At 67.1% G+C, this 25,561-nt stretch carries 22 protein-coding genes; 13 read left to right on the top strand and 9 right to left on the bottom strand.

Features of this window, described 5'->3' with window-relative positions; genetic code table 11:
• Positions 1 to 126 precede the first annotated feature (126 nt).
• The 4 genes from AOP75_RS07995 to AOP75_RS08010 all read right to left on the bottom strand — a co-directional run bounded on the left by AOP75_RS07995 (position 127) and on the right by AOP75_RS08010 (position 4,408).
• On the bottom strand, positions 127 to 618 hold the full coding sequence (locus AOP75_RS07995) for a hypothetical protein (protein WP_152650000.1): 492 nt from the start codon (positions 616 to 618) through the stop codon (positions 127 to 129).
• Positions 615 to 1,916, bottom strand: coding sequence for a hypothetical protein (locus AOP75_RS08000; RefSeq protein ID WP_062078042.1), 1,302 nt, complete (start codon positions 1,914 to 1,916; stop codon positions 615 to 617). Before AOP75_RS08000 ends, AOP75_RS07995 begins: the two co-directional genes overlap by 4 nt.
• A 158-nt stretch (positions 1,917 to 2,074) precedes the next feature.
• Complete coding sequence (locus AOP75_RS08005) at positions 2,075 to 2,983, bottom strand: hypothetical protein (protein WP_062078044.1); 909 nt, start codon at positions 2,981 to 2,983, stop codon at positions 2,075 to 2,077.
• Positions 2,984 to 3,103: 120 nt separating this feature from the next.
• Positions 3,104 to 4,408, bottom strand: coding sequence for a glutamyl-tRNA reductase (locus tag AOP75_RS08010; RefSeq protein WP_062078046.1), 1,305 nt, complete (start codon positions 4,406 to 4,408; stop codon positions 3,104 to 3,106).
• Positions 4,409 to 4,461: 53 nt separating this feature from the next.
• On the opposite strand from AOP75_RS08010, the gene hemE reads away from it, so the two are divergent.
• From hemE to AOP75_RS08030, 4 genes are all read left to right on the top strand, one after another.
• Entirely contained in the window at positions 4,462 to 5,553 is a 1,092-nt protein-coding gene (gene hemE / locus AOP75_RS08015) for a uroporphyrinogen decarboxylase (protein ID WP_236683092.1), read from the top strand.
• On the top strand, positions 5,546 to 6,847 hold the full coding sequence (locus AOP75_RS08020; RefSeq protein WP_062078050.1) for a protoporphyrinogen/coproporphyrinogen oxidase: 1,302 nt from the start codon (positions 5,546 to 5,548) through the stop codon (positions 6,845 to 6,847). The genes hemE and AOP75_RS08020 overlap by 8 nt, the downstream gene beginning before the upstream one ends.
• Before the next feature lie 122 nt (positions 6,848 to 6,969).
• The gene (hemQ, locus tag AOP75_RS08025; protein ID WP_062078052.1) at positions 6,970 to 7,644 is read left to right on the top strand and encodes a hydrogen peroxide-dependent heme synthase; all 675 of its coding nucleotides are present in this window, start codon (positions 6,970 to 6,972) and stop codon (positions 7,642 to 7,644) included.
• Positions 7,641 to 8,840: a ferrochelatase gene (locus AOP75_RS08030; protein ID WP_062078054.1), complete on the top strand. Its 1,200-nt coding sequence runs from the start codon at positions 7,641 to 7,643 to the stop codon at positions 8,838 to 8,840. The genes hemQ and AOP75_RS08030 overlap by 4 nt, the downstream gene beginning before the upstream one ends.
• Positions 8,841 to 8,995: 155 nt before the next feature.
• Here the strand turns inward: AOP75_RS08030 and AOP75_RS08035 are convergent, their stop codons facing one another.
• Both AOP75_RS08035 and AOP75_RS08040 read right to left on the bottom strand, forming a co-directional pair.
• Entirely contained in the window at positions 8,996 to 10,315 is a 1,320-nt protein-coding gene (locus AOP75_RS08035; RefSeq protein ID WP_161794558.1) for an LCP family protein, read from the bottom strand.
• 99 nt (positions 10,316 to 10,414) lie between these two features.
• Positions 10,415 to 11,524 (bottom strand): LCP family protein, encoded by a 1,110-nt coding sequence (locus tag AOP75_RS08040; RefSeq protein WP_062078057.1) that lies wholly within the window; start codon positions 11,522 to 11,524, stop codon positions 10,415 to 10,417.
• A gap of 171 nt (positions 11,525 to 11,695) precedes the next feature.
• Here AOP75_RS08040 and AOP75_RS08045 point away from each other — a divergent pair, with 171 nt between their 5' ends.
• The 4 genes from AOP75_RS08045 (at position 11,696) to AOP75_RS08060 (ending at position 17,537) form a co-directional block, all read left to right on the top strand.
• Positions 11,696 to 12,691: a glycosyltransferase family 2 protein gene (locus AOP75_RS08045; RefSeq protein ID WP_062078059.1), complete on the top strand. Its 996-nt coding sequence runs from the start codon at positions 11,696 to 11,698 to the stop codon at positions 12,689 to 12,691.
• Between the two features lie 80 nt (positions 12,692 to 12,771).
• Entirely contained in the window at positions 12,772 to 13,092 is a 321-nt protein-coding gene (locus AOP75_RS08050) for a WhiB family transcriptional regulator (RefSeq protein ID WP_062078061.1), read from the top strand.
• A 24-nt stretch (positions 13,093 to 13,116) separates the two neighbouring features.
• Complete coding sequence (locus tag AOP75_RS08055) at positions 13,117 to 16,233, top strand: glycosyltransferase (RefSeq protein WP_083966785.1); 3,117 nt, start codon at positions 13,117 to 13,119, stop codon at positions 16,231 to 16,233.
• Positions 16,230 to 17,537: a DUF5719 family protein gene (locus tag AOP75_RS08060; RefSeq protein WP_062078065.1), complete on the top strand. Its 1,308-nt coding sequence runs from the start codon at positions 16,230 to 16,232 to the stop codon at positions 17,535 to 17,537. The genes AOP75_RS08055 and AOP75_RS08060 overlap by 4 nt, the downstream gene beginning before the upstream one ends.
• A 33-nt stretch (positions 17,538 to 17,570) precedes the next feature.
• On the opposite strand, the gene AOP75_RS08065 is transcribed toward AOP75_RS08060, so the two are convergent.
• A complete protein-coding gene (locus AOP75_RS08065; protein WP_062078067.1) occupies positions 17,571 to 17,975 on the bottom strand; it encodes a metallopeptidase family protein in 405 nt (134 codons plus the stop codon).
• Positions 17,976 to 18,048: 73 nt separating this feature from the next.
• Between AOP75_RS08065 and AOP75_RS08070 the strand changes: the two genes are divergently transcribed.
• The 4 genes from AOP75_RS08070 to ahcY are packed head-to-tail and all read left to right on the top strand — an operon-like array spanning position 18,049 to position 22,250.
• Complete coding sequence (locus AOP75_RS08070) at positions 18,049 to 18,411, top strand: DUF3499 domain-containing protein (RefSeq protein WP_062078069.1); 363 nt, start codon at positions 18,049 to 18,051, stop codon at positions 18,409 to 18,411.
• 17 nt (positions 18,412 to 18,428) lie between these two features.
• Positions 18,429 to 19,847 carry a phosphomannomutase/phosphoglucomutase gene (locus AOP75_RS08075; RefSeq protein WP_062078071.1) on the top strand — a complete coding sequence of 473 codons (1,419 nt, stop codon included), beginning with the start codon at positions 18,429 to 18,431 and terminating at the stop codon, positions 19,845 to 19,847.
• Between the two features lies 1 nt (position 19,848).
• Positions 19,849 to 20,808: a cation diffusion facilitator family transporter gene (locus AOP75_RS08080; RefSeq protein WP_062078073.1), complete on the top strand. Its 960-nt coding sequence runs from the start codon at positions 19,849 to 19,851 to the stop codon at positions 20,806 to 20,808.
• Complete coding sequence (gene ahcY / locus AOP75_RS08085; RefSeq protein ID WP_062078075.1) at positions 20,805 to 22,250, top strand: adenosylhomocysteinase; 1,446 nt, start codon at positions 20,805 to 20,807, stop codon at positions 22,248 to 22,250. The genes AOP75_RS08080 and ahcY overlap by 4 nt, the downstream gene beginning before the upstream one ends.
• A gap of 150 nt (positions 22,251 to 22,400) precedes the next feature.
• Here ahcY and AOP75_RS08090 read toward each other — a convergent pair whose 3' ends face one another.
• The gene (locus AOP75_RS08090; RefSeq protein ID WP_236683093.1) at positions 22,401 to 23,219 is read right to left on the bottom strand and encodes an RDD family protein; all 819 of its coding nucleotides are present in this window, start codon (positions 23,217 to 23,219) and stop codon (positions 22,401 to 22,403) included.
• Positions 23,220 to 23,262: 43 nt separating this feature from the next.
• Between AOP75_RS08090 and AOP75_RS08095 the strand changes: the two genes are divergently transcribed.
• The gene (locus AOP75_RS08095) at positions 23,263 to 24,258 is read left to right on the top strand and encodes a stage II sporulation protein M (protein WP_062078077.1); all 996 of its coding nucleotides are present in this window, start codon (positions 23,263 to 23,265) and stop codon (positions 24,256 to 24,258) included.
• Positions 24,259 to 24,267: 9 nt separating this feature from the next.
• On the opposite strand, the gene AOP75_RS08100 is transcribed toward AOP75_RS08095, so the two are convergent.
• On the bottom strand, positions 24,268 to 25,560 hold the full coding sequence (locus AOP75_RS08100) for a DUF58 domain-containing protein (protein WP_062078079.1): 1,293 nt from the start codon (positions 25,558 to 25,560) through the stop codon (positions 24,268 to 24,270).
• Position 25,561 lies beyond the last annotated feature (1 nt).

Below are 25,561 nucleotides of genomic sequence, written 5' to 3' on the forward strand. Positions count from 1 at the left end.
CGGGGTACGGAACGGGCCGTCCGATGTGCACGCGCGCGCTACCAGGGCAGATGCTGCCTGCCCTGGAGGTGCCGCCCGTCCTCGGCAGTGAGGATGTTGCTGAACCGTTGCGATGGCGTGTGCGGCTCACACGCGAGGTCGGACGTTCACGGGGCAAAGTTCTGGGCCCGATGGCTGGAGAAAACGCACCTCGATCGGATGCTCGTCGGAAGTATCCGGCAGCGAATAAATCATCGCCACTCTCTCCGGGTTGTTCCGGCCGCCGTCAGGAAAAATGATCATCCGCCTCAGTGTGAGTGCCCCGGCGAACTCCGTCGGGTCCGCAGGGCGCTCGCCACGTGCAGCCGTCCAGGAGGCGTAGGGCTTGGCAGCGCACGTTCCGGTTCGATGCACTCCGGCGGCAATCGTCTGCCGCGCAAGACGGTCGGTGTAGTCGGTGCTGTCGATAGCCGTGTCGATATCCTGAACTACAGATTCGTTCATACGATGGGGAAAGTCGATCTCGATTCGAAGTGGCACTGCGGTGCCAGTGAATCGTATTTGTGACTCCATAGCGCCGCCTCCGATTCCGCCGTCGAGCACGATTGGTCCCACATGGCGGCTCACGAGATCACTCATCCTCTACCTCCCATCTCAGCTATCAGTGCTTCTTGCGACAGCAGGGTGGTGACTTTCAGTTGTGATTCGGCGTCAGTGTTGAAATAGTCCGCTACCGCCGCGTCGAAAAGGCCTCGACCTCTGGTGTATTCGGCGGCTGTGGACTGTAGGCATTGATTCGCATAGTCGTATACGCCACTGGCTGCAAGGTGTGTGCCGGCTAGCCCGACGCCGATGGCATGTGGTCGTGGCGTTGGGTTACTGACGGGGGGAGCCCCGGCTGCCCTCAGCGCCTCGGACAGTGCACCCTCGACCCTCCCCATCGCGGTAGTGATCATGTCGGTGTCAGTACGGTTGATGCTGGAACTTCCGTCGCCCGCCGAGAAGTCGGCCAGTGTGAAAGCATCGAGGTTGTAGTCCGCGAGTTGTGTCGACATCGCATTGAGGGTTTCGTCAAGCCACCTATTGAGTTCCAGTTCTTGCGCTGCGATGGTCTCGTTGAGAGCGCCGAGTGCACCGACGAGGGAGGCGAGAATTTCCGCATAGGTGTCACCGGATACGTGCCCGCCGGACGCATCCAAGCTTGACAGCGTACTGACCGTAGTGCTGGCGAAGGCCCCGACAGCTCCGACTGTCGCCGCGGTGCCGACACCCGCGGTGGCCACTGTCGCCACTGCGCCCGCAACGGCGGCTACCACCGTGAAGGAGTCCTGACGGGCGCCCGCAGCGATTTCCGCAGCGCGGCCTTCCCACGCGGCGGCGGCCGAGGTGCAGATCGCAACGACGTCTTCCCGGGCAGCAGGCCACATCGCTTGTTGAGCGGCGTACTGAGCTTCAAGGATGGTGTAAACGGTCCCGAGGTTCTGAGTCACCGTGAGCAGTTGCGCACAGTACTTGTCATAGACCGGACCTACGAAACTCCCCGCAAGGTCATTGAGTGACGCCATCGCGGTCTCTGTCGCTCTGACGATTTCATCGCTGTCGTTGACCGTGGCGACCGATGCGGCGCCGCCGAGCAACGCCGTCGCGGCGTTGGCACTCGACTGAGGAGCGCGACATAGGGCGCCACTGGGGAGCGTGTCCCAGCCCGTGAGGATGGTGTCGATCGTTGATCTGATCTCGTCGAACCTCGGCGCGACCGAACCTTGCGCTTCCAGAGTCGTCGTCGCTGTCAGTGGGCTTCCGCCGCCTTCTCCGTTCGCATCGGGACGCGCGTAGTGGTGATATGCCCAACCCCACTTCGCGTACTTCTGGTTGTCGTTCCAGTGGGGATTGAAGCCGTCTTCTGCCATGTAGCAGTCGATGGCCGCCTTCTTCATTCGTGCGACGAGACCGCCTAAGTCGTCATAATCTGACATTGCCTTGCCCCCCTTGTGTAAGTGATTGCGTGATTTCTCAATGGCCGATTCTCACAGCGCCCGTCAAGCCTGGGAGTTGTGGCGCTCCGTTCCTGGACGGGCGACGAAGTGAGCACGCGTCAAATCGTCACCATGCCATCCGCGATGTGTACGTACCCCTCAAGCTTGATAGGGCGCAGCGCGTCCATCGGGGCTCCGTCTTCAGGTACGAACTGAGCGCGGCCACCAAAGGCGGAGTACCACGACGCACCGCGGCTCAACTCGACTGCTGGGTACTCGAGTATGTGCCAAGTGCCCTTGGTGTGCTGATCAATCAGAGCGTGCATCGGGCAGCCCTCGTCCACCTCAGCGACTGACGTGCTTGTCACACAGTCGTCCAGTCGAGCGTTGACTTGAGCTTGGACCTCCGCGATGAGCGCGGCGGTCGGGGAAAACGTGGCGGTCCCTTCGTTGGCCTCGCCATCGACCGCAAGTTCGTCCTCCGCCAATGTGACATAGTCTGGCTCGGACGGCTCGATCGGATACACCGCAGGATAAAGGAGCGGCGTGTACCCCAGCGTTTGCGTCGGTAAGCCGGCGACCGAGAAAGTCTGCCAGCCGCTACTCGTGGCGTGACCCTGGAACGCAAAAGGATCTGGCATGAGCCAGGTGTCGAGGAACCACCAGTCAGGTTCGCCACGGCTCATGTGGATGTGCACGGTGTGCCGCTCGCCGGCAAGAGTGTAGGAAACCTCGCTCTGCGAGTCATACGGGTCTAAGGCGTCCTCGTGGAACTCGACCTCGATGTCGCTGATGAGTTCTGTCGCTGCCCCGAGGGCCTCGTCGGTGAGGAGTTGGTAGCGCTCATCCATCACGTCCATATCTCGAGTCAACGTGTTGGCTTTTGTCGCGTCGCCGGTAGCCAAGGCTTCGAAATACTCTTGAGCCGCTGCCTGCGCCGTGCGGGAGTCATTGAGATGCGCCACGAGCAGCACAAGTCCAACGCTTACCAGCGCGAGCGCGCCCAAGGTGGACCAGAACGCGGCCATTCTTGTGAGTCGTCGTTGCCCAGAAGCGGGCAGACGCTGCTCTTGTGCGCGCAGGGCGTCGCTGCTACCCCCGCGTACGTCCCCCATGCGTGAGAATCTAGTGATTGATCCTCTGTCGGGTCAAGCGCGCTCCGAGCGGTGCGCCTCGGCGTCGATCTCGTCGGCCGGGCAGGCATCCTGAGGCATGTCGACATCGATGCCGTAGAGCGCGCGAATGGCGCCGAGGTAGCGGTCTTCCTCGCCCGCTTGAGCCAACTCTCGTGCCCTGACCGTCGGGGTGTGCAGCAGCGTCTTGGCGAACCGGCGCAGGGACTGTTCCGTCGCATCGGCCCGCTCGATGGCCTCCTCGGAGGCCCCGGCGGCTGGGCGCACGCGGCCCAGTTCTTTCTCGAGGATGCCAAACACGTGCTCACGGAGCGCCACCACCGCCGGGTCCAGCGTGCGAGCGCTCTCGCCATCGCCAAACCTGGCCACGGCGTGCGCGACGATCGCGCGGGCTGCCTCAATGGAGGACACCGATTCCTCAGGGGCTTGAGTGCCGACGGACTCCAGGTCGACCACGTGGACCCCGCGCATCTGCGCCACACCGGGCGCCACATCGCGGTGCAGGGCCAAGTCCACGAGCGTGATGTCGGAGCTTGCATGCGCGCGAGCGCTGGAGACCATGGCGGGCGTGAGCACGATGGACTCTCCGCCCGAGCATGCGAGCACCACGTCGACCTCGCCGAGCGCGTCGCGCAGGCCATCACCGTCCAAGGGCCGGATCCCGTGGCGGTCCCCAAACTCCTGGGCGCGGCCCGAGGGCGAGTACACGCCCACGATGTCGACGCCGCGTGACAACAGGGACCCCACACCCGTCTCCGCGAGCGCGCCGGTCCCGATGATGATCGCGCGGGCACCGTGCCAGTCGACCGTGGCGGAGGCAAGATCGAACGCCACGGACACGACGGAACGGCCCGAGGTGCCCAGGCCGGTCGACGATGCGACGACCCGCGACGTGCGCAGGGCTGACTGGAAGAGGCGGTCAAGCAGGGGGGACACGTGCTGTCCGGCCTGGGCGTCGATGTGTGCGCGCCGAACTTGGCCGGAGATTTCGCGCTCGCCGACAACCATGGACTCGAGCCCAGTGGCCACGGACATCAGGTGGTGAACGGCGTCGTCACCCTCATAGACGGCCAGGGAGCGCTCAATCGCGTCCCGGTCCAACGACGTGGCATCTTCGAGGGCAGAGAACACGGCCTCGCGTCCCGACGCTGCGTCGTCAGCTTCGAGGTACACCTCGAAGCGGTTGCACGTGGGCAAAACCACGGCACCGCTGATGGGGGAATCGCCGGACACGATGGCGGCTCCCAGGGTCTCCGAACCAACGCTGAGTTGCTCGAGGACAGTGAGATCGCGATTGTGGTGACTGGCGACAAGAGACATCAATACCACCCCTCCATTCTGACATGCGCCGCACACAAGGCAGAATCGAAGGCATGACCGGTTCGTCACTTCCGTCCACGCACCCCCTCTCCGCAGGGCTCACCCGCGACAGCGCGCTCGTCCAAGCGCTGGAGGGCCGCGCCTCGTCACACCGCCCGGTGTGGTTCATGCGCCAAGCCGGCAGGTCGCTGCCCGAGTACCTCAAGGTGCGGGAAGGCACCAGCATGCTGGAGTCATGCCTGGACCCGGCGCTCGCCTCGGAGATCACGTTGCAGCCGGTGCGCCGGTATGGCGTTGACGCGGCGATCTTCTTCTCCGACATCGTGGTGCCGATGCGCGTCGCTGGGGTGGGCGTCGATATTGCCCCTGGCGTGGGACCAGTGTTCGACCGCCCCATCCGTTCTATGGCAGATGTGGAAGCGCTGCCCGAGCTCGGCGAGGCCGGGGACGGCGGCGCCTTCGACCAGGCTCTCGAGCCCATCCGCGAGGCAGTGCGGCTGACGGTCGAGCAACTGGGCCAGACCCCGCTCATCGGCTTTGCCGGCGCGCCTTTCACCCTCGCGGCGTACATGGTCCAAGGCCGCCCGTCCCGCGACCACATGGCCGCGCGCGAGCTGATGTGGGCCCAGCCGGAGGTCTGGGAGGCGCTGGTGGCGTGGACGTCGCGGGCAGCGGGCGTGTTCGTGCGCACGCAGGTGCTCGCCGGTGCCTCTGCCGTCCAACTCTTTGACTCGTGGGCTGGCTCGCTGTCGGAGAAGACGTATGTCGAGAAGTGCGCAGGGGGATCGCGCGCGGCCCTCACCGCGGTTGCCGACCTCCCTGTGCCCCGCATTCACTTCGCCGCCAACGCCGGCCACCTGCTGGATCCCATGGGAGCGGCGGGGGCGACCGCTCTTGGCGTTGACTACCGCACGCCTCTCGACGAGGCCGTCGCCGCTACTGGTGGGCGTTTCCCGTTGCAGGGCAACATCGACCCGGCCATGCTCGGGGCTCCCATCGAGGCTCTGGAACGGCACGTCCAGGACGTGCTCGACCGCGGTGCGCAAGCGCCCGGACACGTGGTAAACCTTGGCCACGGGATGCCGCCGCACGCGAACCCTGACGTGGTCAAGCGCGTCGTGGAGCAGGTGCACGAGCGTGGCTGACCCGCGCCGGTGGATCGTCATTGGAGCGGGCCCGGCTGGCCTCTTGGCGGCGCGGCGCCTCGCCGCGGCCGGGCATCAGGTCACGGTTCTCGAAGCTGAGGACGAGGTCGGCGGTCGTGTGTCCCGAATCCGGGTCGACGGCCTCGACATGGACGCCGGCGCGGAGTCCTTCGCGACCCGCGGCGGGTACGTCGAAGCCCTGGCGCGCGAGCTCGGACTCGGTGACCGGCTTGTGACCCCGTCGGGAGACCCGGCCTGGGTCGTCACCGCAGAGCGCTCCTTCCAGATGCCGCGCGCGGGGTGGCTCGGCGTGCCGACCGCGTCGCTCTCGCGTGACGTGGTCAAAGCGCTTGGCTGGGGCGGTGCTTTGCGAGCTGCCGCCGACCGCTTCCTCCCGCCCGAGCCCGTCGATCCCGAGGATTCCCTTGGCGAGGTGGCCCGCAGGCGCCTTGGCGACGTTGCGGTTGACCGCCTGATGCAGCCGGTCGTGAGCGGCATTTTTTCCCGTCCCATCGATGAGCTGCGGATCGATGCTGCAGCCTCCGGCCTCGCTGCAGAGGTTAGCGACGTTGGCCTGGTGAAGGCCGCGAAACGGCGGCGTGCGATCGCGCCTGCAGGCTCCGCGGTGATGGGTATTGACGGGGGAGTGTTCCACCTCACGCAGGCACTGGCGGCCGATGCGACGAGGCGTGGCGTACGGATCGAGACCGGTCAGGTGGTGGCGGCCGTCACCCACAAGCAGCCTGCTCACAAGAAGGCACAGTGGCAGGTGGTGACGGAGCAGTCGAAGTGGAAGGCCGATGAGGTGGTGGTCGCGGCCTCACGCCCTGTGGCCGCCGCGCTCGTGCCACAGATTGAGCGCGCACCCGACAAGCAGGTCGCTCTCGTCACCCTGTCTTTGGACGCCTCGGAACTGAACCGCCACCCGCGTGGCTCCGGTGTCTTGGCAGTAGGCGATGTCACGCGCGCCAAGGCCCTCACGCATGCGAGTGCGAAGTGGGCGTGGGTCGCCAGGGAAGCGCCCAGCCGCCACATGGTGCGGTTGTCCTACAACGTCAACTCGCGCGAGGACCTTTCCGGATATGCGGTCGCAGACGCCTCGCGGTTGCTGGGCGTTGAACTCAAGGACTCACAGGTCCGTGACCTGGTCCAGGTCACGTGGCACGATGCCGCTCCGACGCGTGCGGGAAACCGCGAACCGGCTCCTGGCCTGCACCTGGTGGGCGCCGCTGCGGGCTTCTCGGGCCTTGCCGCCATCGTGGATGACGACTCACGTTCCACTCTGGGAAGCTGACCGGGACCAACGTCCCGGGTGCACCCAGAATCAGGCCCGTAGCCGGGCATCGGCCGTGTGCCATGAACGAAGTCGCCACGCGGCGATTTCCCCCGCGCGCGAGCCCGGGTAACAATGGATGCATGACTGATCAGCCCCACGGCTTCACCCTGTTTTCCGTCCTTGACGGTTTCCTCGATGCGCCCGATGAGGAACTCGCGGAGGTTGTCGAGCACTTCGACGCCGCCGTCGCGGAACTGTCCGACCACGACGTGGTCCTACGCGGCATTTACGACGTGTCAGGCATGCGTGCCGATGGCACGGTGATGCTGTGGCTTCACGGCCCTGACCTGGCGGACCTTCAGCTGGCCCTGCGCGAGTTGCGGGCGACCGAACTCCTCGCCGACACCAAGCTGACCTGGTCGGCTGCCGGCGTGCACCGCCCCGCAGAGTTCAACCGTGCTCACGTGCCCGGCTTCCTGCGCGGCGAGCACGCCCGCGACTGGCTGACGGTCTACCCGTTTGTGCGGTCCTACGACTGGTACCTGCTGAGCGATGAGGAGCGCGGGCAGATGCTCCGCGAGCACGGCATGAAGGGCTCCAAGTTCAAGGGCGTGGTCGCCAACACCGTTGCTGCTTTTGCGCTCGGAGACTACGAGTGGCTGCTGCCCATGGAGGCCGACAATGTGCTGGACCTCGTCGACATGATGCGCGACCTGCGATACACGGAGGCGCGACGCCACGTGCGGGAGGAACTGCCGTTCTACACGGGACGGCGCATCGAGACCGCCGAGGCAGTGGAGGTGCTGGCCTCGTGACCGACGCACCCGCACTCCAGGCAGCCACACGCGCCCTCGACGCGCGCACCTACGACTGCATCCTGCTCGCCGGCTTTGGCGGCCCAGAAGGCCAGGATGACGTCATCCCGTACCTCCGCAATGTCACCGCCGGCCGCGGTGTGCCAGACGAGCGCCTCGAGGAAGTTGCCCACCACTACCGGCACTTTGGTGGCATCAGCCCCATTAACGAGCAGAACCGGGATCTCAAAGCCGCGCTCGAAGAGGAGATCGCCAAGCGCGGCCTCGACCTGCCGGTGTATTGGGGCAACCGCTTCTGGGCGCCCTACTTCTCTGACGCACTCAAGGAACTGCACGCCGACGGCCACCGCAGCGTGCTGGTGCTGGTCACGACGGCTTTCAGCTCCTACTCCGGGTGCCGGGCGTACCGAGAGGATCTCGCCACCGCGCTCGCGGACACCGGACTCACCGACGAACTCCGCCTGGACAAGGTGCGCCAGTACTTTGACCACCCCGGCTTTGTGCAGCCCAACATCGACGCCGTGCGCGCTGGCCTGCGTGAGCTGGCTCAGTCAGGCAAGGGCGCTCAGCCCCACGTGATGTTCGCCACGCACTCCATTCCCTCGGTGGCCGCGGATGGTTCCGGGCCGCGTGAGGCCCGTCCCGACGGCACCCCGGTGCCCACCGGCGGTGGCGACGAGTGGTACGCCGGCGGCGGCTGGTACGTGGAGCAGCAGCGCGCCGTATCCGCGCTGATCATGGACGGCGTGGCCGACGAGTTCCCCGACGTGCCGTGGACCTTGGTGTTCCAGTCCCGCTCGGGCGATCCCCGCGTGCCGTGGCTGGAGCCAGACATCAACGACGCGATTGGAGCGCTCGACGAGTCCGTGAGCGGCCTGGTCGTGTCTCCCGTGGGCTTCGTGTCAGACCACATGGAAGTCGCGTGGGACCTCGACAACGAGGCGCAAGAGACCTGCGACGAGCGTGGGCTGACGATGGTGCGCGTGCCAACGGTGGGCGTCGATCCGCAGTTCGTGTCCGGCCTGATTGACCTCGTGGAGGAGCGTCACGTCGGACCCGACGGCCAGCCTCGCGAGCGTGCCGCCCTGACCGACCTCGGTCCGTGGCAAGATGTGTGCCCCGCTGACTGCTGCCTCACACGCAACCCCAAGCCGACCATCGCGTCAGCAGCGGCAGGCGGAGGAATCGGCGCTTAAAGCCCCCCACCGTCTGAATCACAGCATCGCTCGACACGCCGTCGTCACGTGGCCTCCTGGGTCGTGGCGGCGGCGTGTTGCTGCGTGATGCGGTGCGTCGTCACGCAGCTGTGGGGAGTGCCGCCGGCGGGCCGATGCCCGGACCGGGGTCGCGCTTAGAACTCGAGTTGGCAGTCGGCCAGGATGTCCGCTTGCGTCTCCCGGACGGGCGAGGGGGTCACACTGGGCTCCGGGTCGGCCGCGGTCTCCGAGGCTGCTGCCGACGATGTCGGGGTCGACGCGGGTGCCGAGGCGCTCGTGGTGGGCGTCAGCGTGGGAGAGGCGTCCGGAGTGGGCTTGGCCGCGGCTTCCGTGGCGGCGGCCTCAGCCTCGTCCTCCGCGGTCACGATCGTGAGTGGCTCGTCGGCGACGATCTCCTCCCACATCTGCGTCGCAGCAGGCTCGCTCCACAACACGTCTCCCGAGCCATCGCCCGCGTACTGCCAGGGCACGGTGACGAAGTTGAGGTTCGCGGTGTCGAAGCTGCGCAACGAGTTGGCGAGGCCGACCAGGTTGTCGATTTGTCCCAACTGAGCGTCCATCGATACTGACTCTGCCCCGGCACGCAACAACTGCGTCAGTTGCGGCAGGTCGGTGAGGACGTTACTACCGAGAGTCTTGCGCGCGAGGTTGGTCAGCAACTCTTGCTGTCGGTCGATCCGGGAAAGGTCAGTGCCGTCGCCGCCCAGCCCGGAACCCGTGCGGGCGCGAGCAAAGGCGAGCGCTGTCTCTCCGTCCAGCACGTGGGCGCCGGCCTCGAGGTCGAGCTTGGCCTTGGGGGAGTACATGTCCTCGGGGATACACATGGGGACGCCATCCATGGCATCCACCATGTCTTCGAACCCAGAGAAGTCGACCATCACGAAGTGGCCGTTGAAGTCGACGCCGGTGAGATCGTTGATGGTCCGCATGACGCACGCCGCGCCTTCGCCGCGGTCGCCGTTGATGCCGCCATTGGCGAGAGCAACGTTGAATTTGGCGGTCCAGCCCTTGACGACGGAACCGTCGTACAGCTGGCAGTCAGAGATTTGCACACGGGAGTCGCGCGGGATCGACACCACGTCAATGCGATCGCGATCCGCGGAGATGTGCATGACCATCGTCGTGTCGCCACGCATGCCGTCGGCGACGTCGCCGCCGATCTCGGCGTTCTCATCATTGCGTTCGTCCGTGCCGATCAGCACGATGTTCACTGGCTCACCCGCAGCGAAGTCCGTCGGGACGTAGGCCTCTTCAACTTCGCCGCCGGTGCCGCTGGCGATATCAGCGACGTCATAGCGGTCGATGGCGTTCTGGGTATTAGCGATGAAGGCTGTACCGAACACGACGCCGAATCCCGTGACGGCTGCGACGGAGGATGCGAGACCCACGAGAAAGCCGCGTCGCGGCTTGCGCGCTCCGTGGCGTGCGCGCGACCGTGCGGTGCGAGTGCTCAAGCGGGTCCTCCTGTGGGGCGCGCTCTCGCGCGACATGGTCTGGGTCAACAACGCTTTAGTGGTGGCGACCGTTCCCAGTGTGTGGGCCGAACATTAATTCTACGTGTCGTCGGCGTTCGCGTCAGGTGTGGCGTCCCATTCAGAGGTCGCGTCACCCTTGGCGTCCACCGTCACCGGTTCATCGGCACGCAACTGATCAAACATAAGCGGGGCTTCTTCAGTCGCCACGACGTCGAGCCGGTCCTCGGTATACGCCCACGGCACCGTGGAGAAGTTGACGTCGTCTTCCGACATTGTTCGCAGGCTGTAGGCGAGGGACACAATGACATCGGTCTGGCCAAGCTCGGGATCGGTGGTGAGGGAACCGGAGGCGGCCTTGAGGAACTGCGTCAGCGCGGTGGCGTCGGTGAGCAGGTTCTTGTCAAAGATGGTGTGAACCATGGCCTCAAGCAGTTGCTGCTGACGCTGAATGCGCTGCAGGTCCGAACCCGAGACGTCCCCTACCTCCGCCGTGCGCAGGCGCGCGTACGCGAGCGCTTCCTCGCCGTTGAGGGTTTGCCAGCCTTCCTCAAGCGACAGTCTCGCCTTGGACGACTCGATGTCCTGGGGAATGTAGATCTCGATGCCGTCCAGCGCGTCCACCATGTCGATGAAGCCCGTGAAGTCGATGACGGCCCAGTGATCGATCGGGAGCTGAGCCTCCTGCTGAATGGTGTGAATGGTGCATGCCGCGGCTTCTGCGGGATTGCCGTCGCGGCCGCCATTGGAAAACGCCACATTGAAGTCGCCGTACCCCCCAGGAATGACCTCGCCGTCCAGCATGGTGCAGTCGGGGATCTCCACCTGCATGTCGCGGGGGACCGACACCATATCGATCCGCGAGCGATCGCCGGCCACGTGCGCAATGATCGTCGTGTCATTGCGCATGCCACCGGTCACACGTCCGCCAATGTCACCGTTCTCGCCGTCGCGCACGTCTGAGCCCATGAGCAGGATGTTCAACGCGCCCGTGTCCGCGACCTCGACGTCGAGGTCTGGCACAATCCCGTCCACGTCGTGGGTAGAGATGGCGCCCTCGATCTGGCTGCTGACAGTCACGGCGTACACGACGCCAAACCCTGCGAGAGCCGCGAAGGTGACGGCCAGCACCATGCCCAGGCGTCCGCGGGGAATGCGCGCGGCGTGCCGAGTGGGCACGTGTGCACTCATCGAAGCTCCTTCGCAGCGGCCGACAGCGGGGGTTGAACGCAGTCTAGACGTGTGCGGAGGGCGCGGTGGCGATGTCTGGTGAGGAGGCATCGGCCCTCAGTATGGGGAGCGGGCCAACGCTCGGTCGCGGCGGAGTCGTACGCCGCGGTGCCGCTCGGATACAGTCGGCGGGTGATTGAGTTGAGCCCGTTATCCGCGCGTGTGCCCGTTTCTGTGGTGGTGCCTGTCCTCAACGAGGCAGCGCACCTTGCCAGCGCGGTAGAAGCGATTCTGCACAACGGCTACGACGGCGAGATGCAGGTCGTGCTAGCCGTCGGCCCGTCTGACGACGGTACCGAGCAGGTAGCTGCCCACCTGGCAGACGATCCACGTGTGGTGGTGGTGCCCAATCCTTCAGGGAAGACTCCTGACGGACTCAACGCAGCGATCGCGGCGGCGCGCCACGACCTGATCGTCCGCATGGACGGCCATGCGCAGATGCCGCGAGGGTACGTCGCTCTGGCGGTGGATGCGCTTCGCGAGACGGGCGCGGCCAATGTCGGTGGGCGCATGGTCCCGACGGCGACCGAGCCATTCGCGCGCGCCGTGGCCGTCGCCATGTCCTCGGTGTGGGGACTTGGGGGCGCTGGCCACCGGCAAGGGGGCACCGCTGGGCGGGCGGAGTCGGTCTATCTGGGGGCGTTCCGGCGTGAGGCGCTCGAGGACGTCGGGATGTACGACTCTCATTACGTACGCGCGCAGGATTGGGAGCTCAACTACCGGCTGCGTGAGGCCGGCTACCTGGTGTGGTTTGTGCCGCAGATGCAAGTGCCCTACACGCCCCGCTCCACGTGGAAGGCCCTCGCGCGCCAGTTCTACCTGACTGGCCAATGGCGCAGGGAGGTGATCACCCGACACCCCGACACCCGTTCCGCAAGATATCTTGCCGCGCCCGTCGTCGCCGTCGCGGTCATCGTGGGCGCGCTCGTTGGCCTCCTTGGATTGGCCACAGGAAGCGCGTTCGCGACCGCCTTCCTGATTGCCCCATTCGGGTATCTGGCGGGGGTGTTGGTGGCCACCGCGACACTGTGGCCGCGAACGGGATGGCGTGCGGGATTGCGAATGCCGCTGGTGCTGGGGACCATGCATCTGGGGTGGGGTCTGGGATTCTTGCGGTCAGCACGCTAGTCTCGACTTGACGCAAGGTGATTACAACGGTGTAATTCTTGCAGGCAGACCTATTCTGCCGAGGGATCGGAGGACGGCCTATGTGGAATATCTACGAAGGCTCAGTGCCCTCTGACGCAGGCAGGCCGTCCCCGGCGCTCGCGTCGGTGGTCGACATCTTTGACGGTGTCGATGACGACGGCCCGCTGGCATGGCAGGAGCGCGCTCTATGCGCCCAGACGGACCCTGAAGCCTTTTTCCCCGAAAAGGGCGGCTCAACGCGCGAAGCCAAGAAGGTTTGCGCGTCGTGCGAAGTCCGTACTGAGTGCTTGGACTACGCGCTCGAGAACGACGAGCGATTCGGCATCTGGGGAGGACTGTCGGAGCGCGAGCGGCGCAAGCTCAAGCGCCGCGCTGTCTAGCCAGCCGGACTGCGTGGGAAGGGCATGAGTCCAGCGCGCCTTGCTGTGCGCGCGGTCGTGGTCAGCGATGGGCAGACCGCCCGTCTGCCCACGGTGCTCGATGCGGTCCTGGCTCAAGATCCCGCTCCTGACTCCGTTGAGTTGGTGATGGTGGGCGGAGCGGCCGCCCCCACCCCCTTGCCGTCGGCCTCCGTGACAGTTCACGAGGTCGACGCCCACGACTTCTCTACCGCCGTCAACGCTGCGGTCGCTGCCTACGACGCAGCCCCGGGCGAACTGTTGTGGCTCCTCCACGACGACTCCGCTCCCCAGCCCGGCGCGCTCGCACTGCAGGTGGCCACCGCCCGCAAGCGACACCGCGCCGGCATTGTTGGCGCTGCGCAGGTGCAGTGGGATGACACCACTCGCTTGGTGAGCATTGGCGCGACGAGCACGCGCTTTGGTGCCCGGCGGCTCAACCTGGTTGAGGAAGGCGACGTTGACCAGGGGCAGTACGACTCCTTGGACGACGTCCTGGCCGTGTCCATCGCGGGCGCCTTGGTGCGTCGGGAGCTGTGGGACCACCTGGGTGGGCTCGACCCGGCCTACCGAGGCTGGTCCGACAGCATTGACCTGTGCAGGCGTGCGTGGCGTGCCGAATGGGACGTGGTCGTGGTGCCGCGTGCCCGCATCGCTCACGCCCAGGACCGGCTCCACGGGGTACGCGGCCCGCACTCGAACCGCCGTTCTACGTACGGTCCACGCCGGGCATCAGAGTGGTTCCATGCGCTCGTGTACGCGCCGTGGTGGATGGTGCTGCCGCTGATCTTGGGTTCCATGGTGTCCTCTGCCGGGCGTGTGCTGTTGCGCATTGCGCAAAACGACCCGCGGATGGCTTTCGCGGACGCCGCCGTTCCGGCGCGGCTTCTAGTCCGTCTGCCTCAGGTGGTGAGTTCGCGGCGACGTGTCGCGCGATCAGGGTTGAGGGGCAAGGCCGCTCGCGCCGTCGAGCGGCCGCTGCTGGCGAGCCCACGGCAAGTGCGACACGAGACCAGATCACGCGAGTGGGGTGCGTACGAGAGCTGGCGCGCGTCGACGGTGCCACCGGAACTGATTCGAGGCGAACTCGCCGTGGCGGCCAGGCGCAGGCGCGTGACGCTTGCCGCAGTTCTCGCTGTCACCATCGGGGCGTCGGTCCTGCGCCATCCTGACTGGGTGAGCGGCATCGTCAGCGGACGCATGCTGGCGTCCGGCCAGCTTGGTGTGACGGACACGGGCTGGCACGACTTGTGGGAGCGTGGCCTGGGCGGCTGGACTGAGCAGGCTCTTGGCGCGCCGAGCATTGATGGCGGACTGTCCTTGCTGTTGCTCCCGCTCGCCTTGGTGCCGGGCGGGCTCGCGGTGGGTTTCGCGCTGATCGTAGCCTTCGCACCCGTGTGGAGCGCCCTGGGAGTGTGGGCCGCGGCGGGGACTTTGACCCGCTCCCGCACCGTTCGAGCGCTCGCTGCCGTCACGTACGCGCTGGCGCCTGTCGCGGTCAGTGCGGGGGACGACGCGCGGTTTTCCGCTGTGGTGGTGCACCTTGCGCTGCCGTGGGTGGTGTTTGGTGTGGTGCGCGCGGGAGGATGGCACCTGGGTGAGCGGATCGGCGACGGCGAGGAGTTCCCTGGCCGCCCGTCCGCGTCGCCGAGCGCCGCCGCAGGGGCGGCGGCCATGCTCGCGATCGTGGTGATCGCCGCTCCAGTGCTGCTCATACCGGCATTGCTGGCGGTCGCGGTCGTGGGAGCGTGCGCTGGGCCAATGCGCGTGCGCATGTGGGCCGTGGGCTTGCCGGCGCTGGTGGTCGGGCTGCCCGGCTTGCTGGCGGCGGTCATGCAGGGCACCTTTACCGCTGACGCGTGGAGTGTGCTCACTCGTGAGCCAGGCCCCTCGATCAGTTCGTCTTCCTCCGCGCTCGACACTCTTGTCTCTGGCGTGCCGTCGACCGCACCGGCATGGCTGACCTGGACCAGCTCCGCCGTGATTCCACTCGCCCTTGGCTTTGTGGTCCTCGCAACGGTGGTGGGGCGCAGTTGGGTGCGCTCGACCGTCGGCATGGCGATGGTCATCGGGGGTGTGGTGATTGCCGCTGCCTCGACGTCGACGTCGATGTCCCCAGACGACGGGCTTGGCACAGCGATGGCCAACGGCTGGGCTGGGCCAGGGCTATCGGTGGTGTTGGTGGGTGCAGTCGTGGCGATCGGCGCCGCCTCCCGGGGTGCGTGGGACCGGGGTGCGGGCCGTCCTCGGGCCGCCGGCCGTGCCGTTCAGCTCGTCGCGGCGTGTGCCGCGGGCCTCATCGTTGCGGGCCACACGGTGGCAGTGGCCTGGCCCGACTCCGAGCGCGAGGGCGCCCAATCCGTATCAAAGGACGTCATCCCGCTCGTTGCCGCGCTGGAGATCGAGCAGCCGACGCGCCAGCGCGTCCTCGTCCTGTCGGATTCCGGTGATGCAATCTCCGCGGCACTGATGTCGACGGACGGGACGGAGGTGCTCTCCACTGCGGGTGAACTCGTGGGGCAGGGTCGCCCGGCCGCACGCACGACTGGGGTCCGGGCCGTAGGGTTCGACAGTCTGACGACCGTCATTGCGGGCGTCGTGGGTGGCAGCCCCGAGGCCCCGCAGGGCCTCGCCGACTGGGGCATTGGAGTAGTGGTGGCAGCGCCGGGCGCCGACCGGGCCGTTTCCGCACTGGCGCAGTCGGACGCATTGCAACTGCTGGGATCATCGGATCGCGGAACCACGTGGCGGGTAGCGCGACCCGGGTCCGACGTGCCGGTCTCGCGCGCCTGGGTCGAGGACTCCGAGGGGCCCGTCACCGCAGTCGAGATGGGCCGGTCGGGTGGCTCCGTCGACCTTGAGGAGCCGGTCACCGGAACTGTGGTGCTTGCCAACAGTGCGGACCAGGCGTGGACGGCGACCCTGAACGGGCGTGCGCTCGAGCCCGTCGAGGACGACCTGGGTCGCGCCGCATTTGCCGTGGACGGTTCCGGCACCCTGCGGCTCGCGTACGACGATGCCCCGCACCGGGTGTGGTGGTGGGTGTCGCTGATCGCCGTGGCGTGGGCCTGCATTGGATCGATTCCGCTGCCCACACGACTGTTTAGGGAGACGCGCGCATGAAGTGGACCGCTGCTATCCCCGTGGCATTGGCAGTCGGAGCCGTCGTGGCCGCCTCGACGGTCTCCGTTCCCGCCGCTCACGAGGGATCCGTACCCGTGATCACGACGGTCGCAGTCGAGCCGTCGAACCAGCCCGCCGTGTGCCCTGGGCCGCTTGAGGTGCCCGTAGGTGAGATCTCAAGTGGGGACGATGCCCTTGACTCGTCCTCGGAGGACCGAACGTTGTGGGTGTCGCCTGACCCGTCAGGCGAGGTAGGTGACGGAGACCTCGTCGACGCGACTGTCGCGACGTCGATGGAACGGGTGGGCGGCGGCGACATCGCGTCCCTCGCCGGGACGACCTGCACGCCGCCGCGCCAGGACCAGTGGATCGTTGCAGGGTCGACTGCGGTGGGGTCGTCCGCCCGGCTGGTTCTGAGCAACCCCTCGGAAGCAACGGTGCGCGTCACGGTGTCGCTCTTTGGGCCCGTCAGCGTCGACGGCCGTGAGTCGTTCACCACTGCCGTGGGTGCTGGCGCGCAGGAGACGGTGTTGCTCGAGAGCGTTGAGCCCGAGCTCCCTGCGCTGGCGGTGCGGGTCCAGGCGGGTGGCGTCGGCATCGCGACCGCATTGCAGGACTCACGTTTGGACGGGTTCGTCGCGGCGGGAACGGACTGGGCTACCGCGTCGGCCTCTGGCACCGACCTCCTTGTCCCCATCGCTGGCCCGTCCTCAACGCAACAACCGGCGTCACTGCGGTTGGTCGCCCCTGAGGATGCCCAGGTATCCCTGAGCATGTGGGGAGAATCTGGCACTCGCGAGTGGCTCGACGGGCAGACCCTGGACCTGGAGGCCGGGCTCGTGACTGACGTGACCGTGCCAGCGGGGGAGTGGGGCGCCGTGCGAGTCGAGTCTGATACCCCCGTGAGTGCTGCTGCGCTCACGCGCTCGGGGTACGAGTTGGGGGAGGACGCGCTGCCGGCCGCGGACCTCGCGTGGACGCCCGCGCAGGCCGTGGGGAACGCGACGCCGCGCGCCGTCGTGGTGCCTGAGGGAGACGTGACGGTGGTCGCTACGGCTCCGGAAGGCACCGCACTCACGCTGACTGACACGGCCGGCGATGTCCTCGTGGACGAGACCGTGCACGGTGAGTATGTGCACGCCTTTGCCCTGTCGGTACCGGCCGGCACGGTGCTCCGTAGTGACTCCCATGCCACCTGGGCCCTTCATGTGAGGGACGGCGGTTTCATCACCACGCTCACTCCGCGGCCGGTCGAGCGCGTTGCGCAAGAGGTGGCCATCGAGCCCGGCACCTACGTCAACTAGGGCAGGCTGCGACCTCGAAGAGGCATCGGCCCGTTATGCGCCCCTGCCGTAGTCGGGGTCGATTTCATCGGCTGGCCGGCCGAGCAGATGCGCGACGTTCTCCGTCACCACATCGCGTACCAAGTCCGCGAGGTCCTCCACCGCTGCGCGCTGCTCCAGCGGTCGTCGGTAGAGCACAATGCGCGCGGGGTGACCCATATCCGAAGGGAACAGGCGGGCCAAGGGGACGCCTTCTTCCCAGGGCGTCGGGTCCGACGGCGGCACGTCTTCGGTGCCGAATTCGACCTTGCCCCACGCGCGGCCCCAACGCGGTTCTAGGCGCGCGGCCGCGTCGCGGACGTACTCATCGAAGACCTCCGCGCGCGATCGCCACGCGGGGGCGTCATAGGGCAGCACCGGAGCCCGCAGGCCCCTGCCGTGCCGGTCGCGGCGCACCATGGAATCGAGGCTACCGCGAGGGGTTCGGCGCGCCTGCATCGCACACCCGGGCGGCCCAGATACCGTCCGATGTGTGAAGTCCACCCGTCAATGCTCCCGGACCAGCTGCGCCCTGCCGGCCGCGGCGACGCTTACCTATGTGTACGAGGATTCGACCGTGGTGGTGGGGCAGATGGCGGCTCAGGCCGAGCCGCACAGTTACGACCTGTGCGCGGACCACGCGGAGAGGTTCACGGCGCCCCGTGGGTGGGACGTCGTCCACATCCACCAGGACCTGGTGGACCCCGGCCCCAGTCCGGACGACCTCGATGCTCTGGCCCGAGCAGTGCGCGAGGCGGGCCGCCCTCCAGCCCCCGTCGCCCCTGCACCGCCGTCAGCGCCGGTGGCGTCCGAACCGCGTCGCGGCCACCTGCGCGTCGTCTCCTCGGAAGGTTAAGCCGATACCCTGGGCGCGTGAGTGACGCACCCGACCTGACCGGCCTGATTAAGGCGTACGACGTCCGCGGCATTGTGGGCGAATCCTTGACCGACGATGTCGCGACCGCCATAGGGGCGGCCTTCGCGGACGCCGTGGTGCTCCCCGACGGTGAATCCACGGTCGTCATCGGGCATGACATGCGCGACTCTGGCCCTGGACTGATGGCCGCGATCGCGGTGGGGCTCACCGCCCGCGCCGTGAATGTCGTGAGCATCGGTTTGTGCTCGACGGACGGCCTGTACCACGCATCCGGCGTGCTGGACCTCCCGGGCGTCATGATCACCGCCTCCCATAACCCGGCCGCCTACAACGGTATGAAGTTGTGCCGCTCGCGCGCGCGGGCTGTGGGTGAAAACACGGGCCTGGGCGACGTGCGCACGTTGGCGTCCCGGTACTTGAAGTCGGGGATCGACGAGGCCGAGGAGCGCGGCACGGTCACGAGCCGCGACATGCTCGCCGACTATGCAGCCTTCTTGCGCGACCTGGTGCCGCTCGAGGGGATCCGACCGCTCAAGGTCGTGGTCGATGCCGCCAACGCCATGGCTGGGCACACCGTGCCAGCAGTCCTGGGTACCGAGGCGGGGTTGCCCGCCCTGCCGCTTGAGATCATCCCGTTGTACTTCGACTTGGACGGCACCTTCCCCAACCACGAGGCCAACCCGCTGGACCCTGCCAACCTGGTCGACCTGCAGGCCGCCGTGCGCGAGCACGGCGCGGACATCGGCCTCGCGTTCGACGGAGACGCCGACCGGTGCTTCGCGGTCGACGAGCGCGGTGAGGTGGTGCCGGCGTCCGCCATCACCGCGTTGGTGGGGCTGCGAGAAACAGCCCGCGAGCGTGCACAGGGCCGCGACGCGACGGTCATTCACAATCTGATCTCCTCCCGCGCCGTCCCCGAGCAGCTCGAGGAGGCCGGAGCCACCCCCGTCCGGTCGCGCGTGGGTCACAGCTTCATCAAGGCCCAAATGGCGGAACTCAATGCGGTGTTTGGCGGTGAGCACTCCGCGCACTTTTACTTCCGCGACTTCTTCTTCGCGGACTCGGGCATGCTTGCCGCGATGCACGTGCTCGCCGCGCTCGGCACTCACGACGGGCCGCTCAGCGCGCTGCTGGAGCGTCACAACCCCTACGCGGCATCGGGCGAAATCAACTCGACGGTGGCCGATGCTGCGGCGGCCCGCGCCCGCATCCGCGCCGCCTTCGACGGCGACGGCGTGAGCGTGGACGAGCTGGATGGGCTGACGCTCAGCCACTGGGACAGCGAGCCGCGCTGGTGGGCGAACGTGCGCGCCTCCAATACTGAGCCGTTGCTACGCCTCAACGTCGAAGCCGCGGATCCGGCCACCATGGAGCGCCAACGCGACGCCCTCCTGAGCGTGATTCGCGAGGTCTGACATGAGCGCTGAGGGCACCGTGACGCAGAGCCACGCCGCCGAGGGCGGCACCAAGGCGATCATGGCTGCGCTCAGCGCCAACCTGGGCATCGGCGTGACGAAGTTCGGCGCGTGGGCTCTCACAGGAGCCTCGTCGATGCTTGCCGAAGCGATCCACTCGGTGGTCGACTCCGGCAACCAGATCCTGTTGCTCGTGGGCAAACGTCAGGCCCTCAAGGCTGCCGACACGACCCACCCCTTCGGGTACGCCCGCAACCGCTATTACTACGCGTTCCTGGTGGCGGTCATGCTCTTCACGGCCGGGGGACTGTTCTCGTTGTTCGAGGCCTGGGAGAAGTTCCAGGATCCCGAACCCATTGACAGTTGGGTCTGGGTGCCTGTGGTGGTGCTGCTCGTCGCGATGGCGATGGAGACTGCATCGCTGCGGACTGCGATTCGCGAGGCCAACGAGGTGCGCGGCGATCTGGGGTGGTTCGAGTACATTCGCCGCTCGCGGTCGCCCGAGATCCCGGTGATCTTGCTCGAGGACTCCGCGGCGTTGGCCGGTCTGGTGTTCGCGTTGTTCGGCATCTCCATGACCATCGTGACCGGCGACGGCATGTGGGACGCGGTCGGGACGGCGCTGATTGGCCTCCTGCTCCTGACCAACGCCATCATCCTTGCGCGCGAGACCAAGTCGCTGCTGATGGGTGAGTCCGTCACGGAAGAAGACCTCGCCAAGATTCGCGGTGCTTTCGCAGCCTCGCCCCTGAGCGACGTCATCCACCTGCGGACCATGCACCTGGGGCCGGATGACGTGATGATCGCCGCTAAGGTGGGGGTCGCTCCGGGCGCCACGATTGATGATGTCGCGGCGCACATCGATGATGCGGAGCGCCGCATCCGGGCCGCCGTGCCCGCCGCCCGCCTGATCTACATCGAACCCGACCTGCGACATGCCCTCAAGGAGCCAGACGCGTGACTGACCTCGACTACACCATCGCCGACCTCGCCCTCGCGGAGGCCGGCCGCCACCAGATTCGCTTGGCTGAGATCGAGATGCCGGGCCTCATGGGCCTGCGCGCGGAGTATGGCGACGCTCAGCCACTCAAGGGCGCTCGCATCGCGGGATCGCTGCACATGACCACCCAGACGGCGGTGTTGATCGAGACTCTGACCGCCTTGGGCGCCGAGGTGCGCTGGGCGTCGTGCAACATCTTCTCCACGCAGGACGACGCCGCCGCGGCGATCGTGGTGGGCGACGGCACCTACTCTGCCCCCGCCGGCGTACCGGTGTTCGCCATCAAGGGCGAGACGATCGAGGAGTATTGGCAGTACACGGACCAGATCCTCACCTGGGCGGGGCACGACGGCCCCACGATCATCCTTGACGACGGTGGCGACGCCACGCTGTTGGTCCATGAAGGCGTGAAGGCCGAGCGCGAGGGCGCGGTCCCGGCTCCGGTGGACGAGGACGACCCCGCGTACAACGCTGAAGTGGAGGGGATGCGGAAGGTCCTGCGTCGCTCGCTCGCGGCGGACCCGACCCGCTTCACGCGCATGGCTGCCGGCATCGTTGGCGTGAGCGAGGAGACCACCACGGGTGTGCACCGCCTGGATCAGATGCACGCGCGCGGCGAACTGCTGTTCCCAGCGATCAACGTCAACGACTCGGTCACCAAGTCCAAGTTCGACAACCGCTATGGCATTCGCCACTCGCTCCCTGACGGCATCAACCGCGCGACCGATGTGCTGATGGGCGGCAAGGTCGCCTTTGTCGCCGGTTACGGCGACGTTGGAAAGGGCGCGGCCGAGGCGTTGCGTGGCCAGGGCGCCCGCGTCATCGTGTCCGAGGTCGACCCCATCTGCGCATTGCAGGCCGTGATGGACGGGTACGAAGTTGCGCGCATTGAGGACGTCGTTGAACGCGCGGACTTCTTCATCACCACCACCGGCAACAAGGACATCATTCGCGTCGAGCACATGGCGGCGATGAAGGACAAGGCCATCGTGGGCAATGTGGGCCACTTCGACAACGAGATCGACATGGCGGGCCTCGCACGCTCTGGCGCCAAGCACCAGCCCATCAAGCCGCAGGTAGACGAGTGGACGTTCGCAGACGGTCACAGCGTCATCATCCTGTCGGAAGGCCGCCTGCTGAATCTCGGCAATGCGACTGGCCACCCCAGCTTTGTGATGAGCACCTCGTTCGCGAACCAGGTCCTCGCGCAAATTGAACTGTGGAACAACCTCGACGCGTACCCGCTGGGTGTGCACCGCCTTCCCAAGGTGCTCGACGAGAAGGTGGCGCGGACGCACCTGGATGCGCTGGGCGTCCGTCTGTCAGAGCTCACCGAGGATCAGGCCAGCTACCTGGGTGTCCCGCAGCACGGCCCCTTCAAGCCCGAGCACTACCGGTACTGAGGCGGCGGTACTGAGCAGGCTGTACTGGGCCGGGCCGACGCGAGCGTCGCCTAGCGGTTCCTGGGTGTCTGGGGGATGCTGGCATCGGGCCGATGCCCACTGGCCGGGGCAGCGCCGCCCGGCTGGGCGACCCCACCGGAAGGCGTGCTGTCAGGCGTCCGGTAGCCCGTACGGCAGGGCCGTCACCCGTGCGTCCTCCGACGCGCGGCGTTCCTGGCGCCTCATCTCTATTGCGTACTCGCGTGAGCCGCGGGCGGCGAGGACTGCCGCGATGACGTACTCAGGATGCGCGTCTGCGGGCGGGGGCGGTGACACGTACTCGAGCACGCGCGCAGTGATGTCGGTGCCCAGGCGAGCACGGGAGTCGGGACGCAATTGCGGCGCACGCATCAAGAAGGTGCGGCTCGTGAGCGCAAGCCCGTCCGGGAGGCGGCGAATGTCCGCGGATGTGGCCCACGGAGCAAGGTGGGCCGGCATGGGCACCGGCGGTTGCGGTTTGGGGGCGCCGCGCGTCCGCATGGCGAAGGTCCCCGCGAGCATGTCGCCCACCCGCTTGCCGCGCGCGGACAGCATCGATGCGGTGATAGCGATCATGCCGAGCGTGACGTAGATCTCGATCAGGCCCACAAAGGCGCGGATGAACGCGTGCCTAAACGAGATGGGGCCACCGTCGTCGCGCACGGTGCGTACTCCGACCGCGAGGTGACCCAGCGAGCGGCCCCGGCTCAGTGTCTCCACGAGTGCGGGAACCAAGACCAACAACGACACGATCATGATGATGGTCAGCGCAGCAGCCGCTGCGCCGTTGAGATACTGCGCGACGGTATTGTCGACGACCGTCATCACGGCAATGGCAGCGGCGCCGTACACCAGCACGTCGATGACGCCAGAGAGCATGCGCATCGGCACCGGAGCCGCGCCCGTGCTAAGCGCGACGCCTTCTCCAATGAGGATCTCGTCTTCGTCCACAGTTATGCCCCCTGATAGGCCGGTTGTATGGCATCGTAGCGGCGTGGACGTCGATGCCTTCTCTCAAGCACGCGCAGGTCGTTGGGCGCGCCTCAAGGAACTGTCAGGCCAGCGTCGCCTCACGGGAGCGGAAGCGGACGAGCTGACGCGGCTGTACCAATCCACCGCCGGGGACCTCGCGGCGGTGCGCTCCGCGGCCCCCGACCCCGCCGTGGTCTCGCGGCTATCGATGTTGTTGGCGTCTGCCCGCGTGTGGCTCACCGGCGGCCACGAATCCTCCACTCGCTCTATCCGTCACTTTGTGCTGCTGTCACTGCCGGCAGCGCTGTATCGCGTGCGCTGGTGGGGCGTCGCGGTGACGTTCGTGGTGATCATTGGCGGGGCGCTCAGCGCCTGGTACCTCCTCACGCACCCCGAGGCCATGGACGCGCTCGCCTCTCCGGCCGAACGCGCGCAGTACGCCAGCTACGAGTTCGCGAACTACTACGTCGAGTACGACTCGACATCCTTCGCTGCCCGCGTGTGGACCAATAACTGGTTCATCGCGGCCCAGTGCATTGCGCTGGGGATCACAGGCATCTACCCAGCTTTCCTCATGTTCAACACGATCTTGCAGTTGGGAACTGCCGCGGCCATCATGGCGGAGGCTGGCTACTTCTCGATCTTCCTGCAACTGATCAGCCCCCACGGCCTCCTCGAACTGTCCGCCGTGTTTGTGGCCGCCGGGGCTGGCCTGAGGCTGTTCTGGACACTCCTGTCGCCCGGGCCTCGCACCAGAGGCACCGCCCTAGCTCAGGAGGGACGCACGGCGTTTGGGGTGGCCGTGGGACTCGCAGTCGTCCTGCTGATCTCCGGGCTGATCGAGGGCTACATCACGGGCTCAGGCCTGCCGTGGTCAGTCAAGGTCGTCATCGGCGTCATCGCCGTCGCAGCTTTCTGGATCTACATCTTCGTGGTCGGACGCTACGCGACGGCGCTCAACGCTACGGGTGACGTGGACGGCGACTTCGCGACCGCGAAGGTCCAGGTGGCCGCTTGACCGGGTTGGTTAAAGCCGTCCGGATGCCTTGAGCGCCAGGTAGCGGTCTGCCACGTCCGGCGCGAGTTCGTCTGGCGCGGCAGAGAGAACCTCGGCCCCCATCTGGCGCAGGCGTGACACCACGGCGTCGCGTTCCAGGCCGGCGCGCGCTGCCGCCGCCGCGCCGTACACCTCCGCCGCGTCCTCGCGTCCAGCGAGCATCTCCACCTCCGTCGGGTCCTCGACGGACGCCACCAGGACCAGGTGGTGGGCGCTGAGCGCTTCAACGGCCTCCACGAGGCCTGAGTCCACCGAACTCACGTCCACAGTCGTGAGGAGCACCACCAGCGCGCGGTTGCTGTTGCGGGACAGAACCAAGCGCACCACCGCCGGCCAGTCTGGCTCGACGAGAACGGGGTCGACGGTGGCCAGCGCCTCCGCCAACTGCGGCATCACGGCCGGTCCCGAGACACCCATGGCTCGTGCACGCTCGGTCCTGTCGAACGCACTGACCTGGACCCGGTCGCCCGCGTTCGTCGCGAGCGCCGTGAGGAGCAAACTCGCCTCCATGGCGGCGTCGAGACGTGGCGCCTCGCCTACGCGCACGGCACTCGTACGCCCCGTCTCCAGCACCACCATCACGCGGCGGTCGCGCTCGGGGCGGAAGGTCTTCACCATGACGTCGGCCCGGCGTGCAGTAGCGCGCCAGTCGATAGTCCTGACGTCATCACCCACGACGTACTCACGCAACGAGTCGAACTCACTGCCGGCACCCTTGAGCTGGACAGCGGTGTCGCCGTCGAGCTCCCTCAACCGTGCCAACCGTGACGGCAGGTGGCGACGGGAGGCGAACTCCGGCAGCACGCGCACCGTGCCCGGCAGGTCGATCGAGCGCTGGCGCCCCGCGAGGCGCAGCGGTCCACCACTGCGGATCGTGACCCGGTCGGCATGCCTATCGCCGCGGCGGGTGGGCGTCAGCACCGTGGTGAGCCGCACGGTGTCGCCTGCGCGCAGGCGTACGCGGTGACGGTTGTCATGAGTGCCGGCCGAGGGCTGCCACGCGTCCCTGATGGCCCCCCGCACCGTGCGCCGCGACAGGTTCGCGACCTCGAGCTCGGACGCGGTTGACTCCGTCAGACGAACCGACCCGCGCGGGAGCCGGCGCACGCCCAATGACCGTGTGCGCGGGGCCATCCACGCGTCGAGCAACGCAAGCGTGACGACCGCCAGCACCCATAGCCACGCAAAGGTGCGCGTGTGGATCCACAGCGCGGGAATGGTTCCCAGTGCTGTGATCGCCACCGTCCAGCCGGTGATGTACATG

It is taken from the genome of Demequina globuliformis, assembly GCF_000975155.1.
Lineage (GTDB): Bacteria > Actinomycetota > Actinomycetes > Actinomycetales > Demequinaceae > Demequina > Demequina globuliformis.

Excerpts from the sequence above, each read along its gene's own strand:
- AOP75_RS07995 (WP_152650000.1), bottom strand. The coding sequence starts at position 618 with ATGAGTGATCTCGTGAGCCGCCATGTGGGACCAATCGTGCTCGACGGC.
- AOP75_RS08000 (WP_062078042.1), bottom strand. The coding sequence starts at position 1,916 with ATGAAGAAGGCGGCCATCGACTGCTACATGGCAGAAGACGGCTTCAAT.
- AOP75_RS08005 (WP_062078044.1), bottom strand. The coding sequence starts at position 2,983 with ATGGCCGCGTTCTGGTCCACCTTGGGCGCGCTCGCGCTGGTAAGCGTT.
- AOP75_RS08010 (WP_062078046.1), bottom strand. The coding sequence starts at position 4,408 with ATGTCTCTTGTCGCCAGTCACCACAATCGCGATCTCACTGTCCTCGAG.
- hemE (WP_236683092.1), top strand. The coding sequence starts at position 4,462 with ATGACCGGTTCGTCACTTCCGTCCACGCACCCCCTCTCCGCAGGGCTC.
- hemQ (WP_062078052.1), top strand. The coding sequence starts at position 6,970 with ATGACTGATCAGCCCCACGGCTTCACCCTGTTTTCCGTCCTTGACGGT.
- AOP75_RS08040 (WP_062078057.1), bottom strand. The coding sequence starts at position 11,524 with ATGAGTGCACACGTGCCCACTCGGCACGCCGCGCGCATTCCCCGCGGA.
- AOP75_RS08050 (WP_062078061.1), top strand. The coding sequence starts at position 12,772 with ATGTGGAATATCTACGAAGGCTCAGTGCCCTCTGACGCAGGCAGGCCG.
- AOP75_RS08055 (WP_083966785.1), top strand. The coding sequence starts at position 13,117 with ATGAGTCCAGCGCGCCTTGCTGTGCGCGCGGTCGTGGTCAGCGATGGG.
- AOP75_RS08060 (WP_062078065.1), top strand. The coding sequence starts at position 16,230 with ATGAAGTGGACCGCTGCTATCCCCGTGGCATTGGCAGTCGGAGCCGTC.
- AOP75_RS08065 (WP_062078067.1), bottom strand. The coding sequence starts at position 17,975 with ATGGTGCGCCGCGACCGGCACGGCAGGGGCCTGCGGGCTCCGGTGCTG.
- AOP75_RS08080 (WP_062078073.1), top strand. The coding sequence starts at position 19,849 with ATGAGCGCTGAGGGCACCGTGACGCAGAGCCACGCCGCCGAGGGCGGC.
- AOP75_RS08100 (WP_062078079.1), bottom strand. The coding sequence starts at position 25,560 with ATGTACATCACCGGCTGGACGGTGGCGATCACAGCACTGGGAACCATT.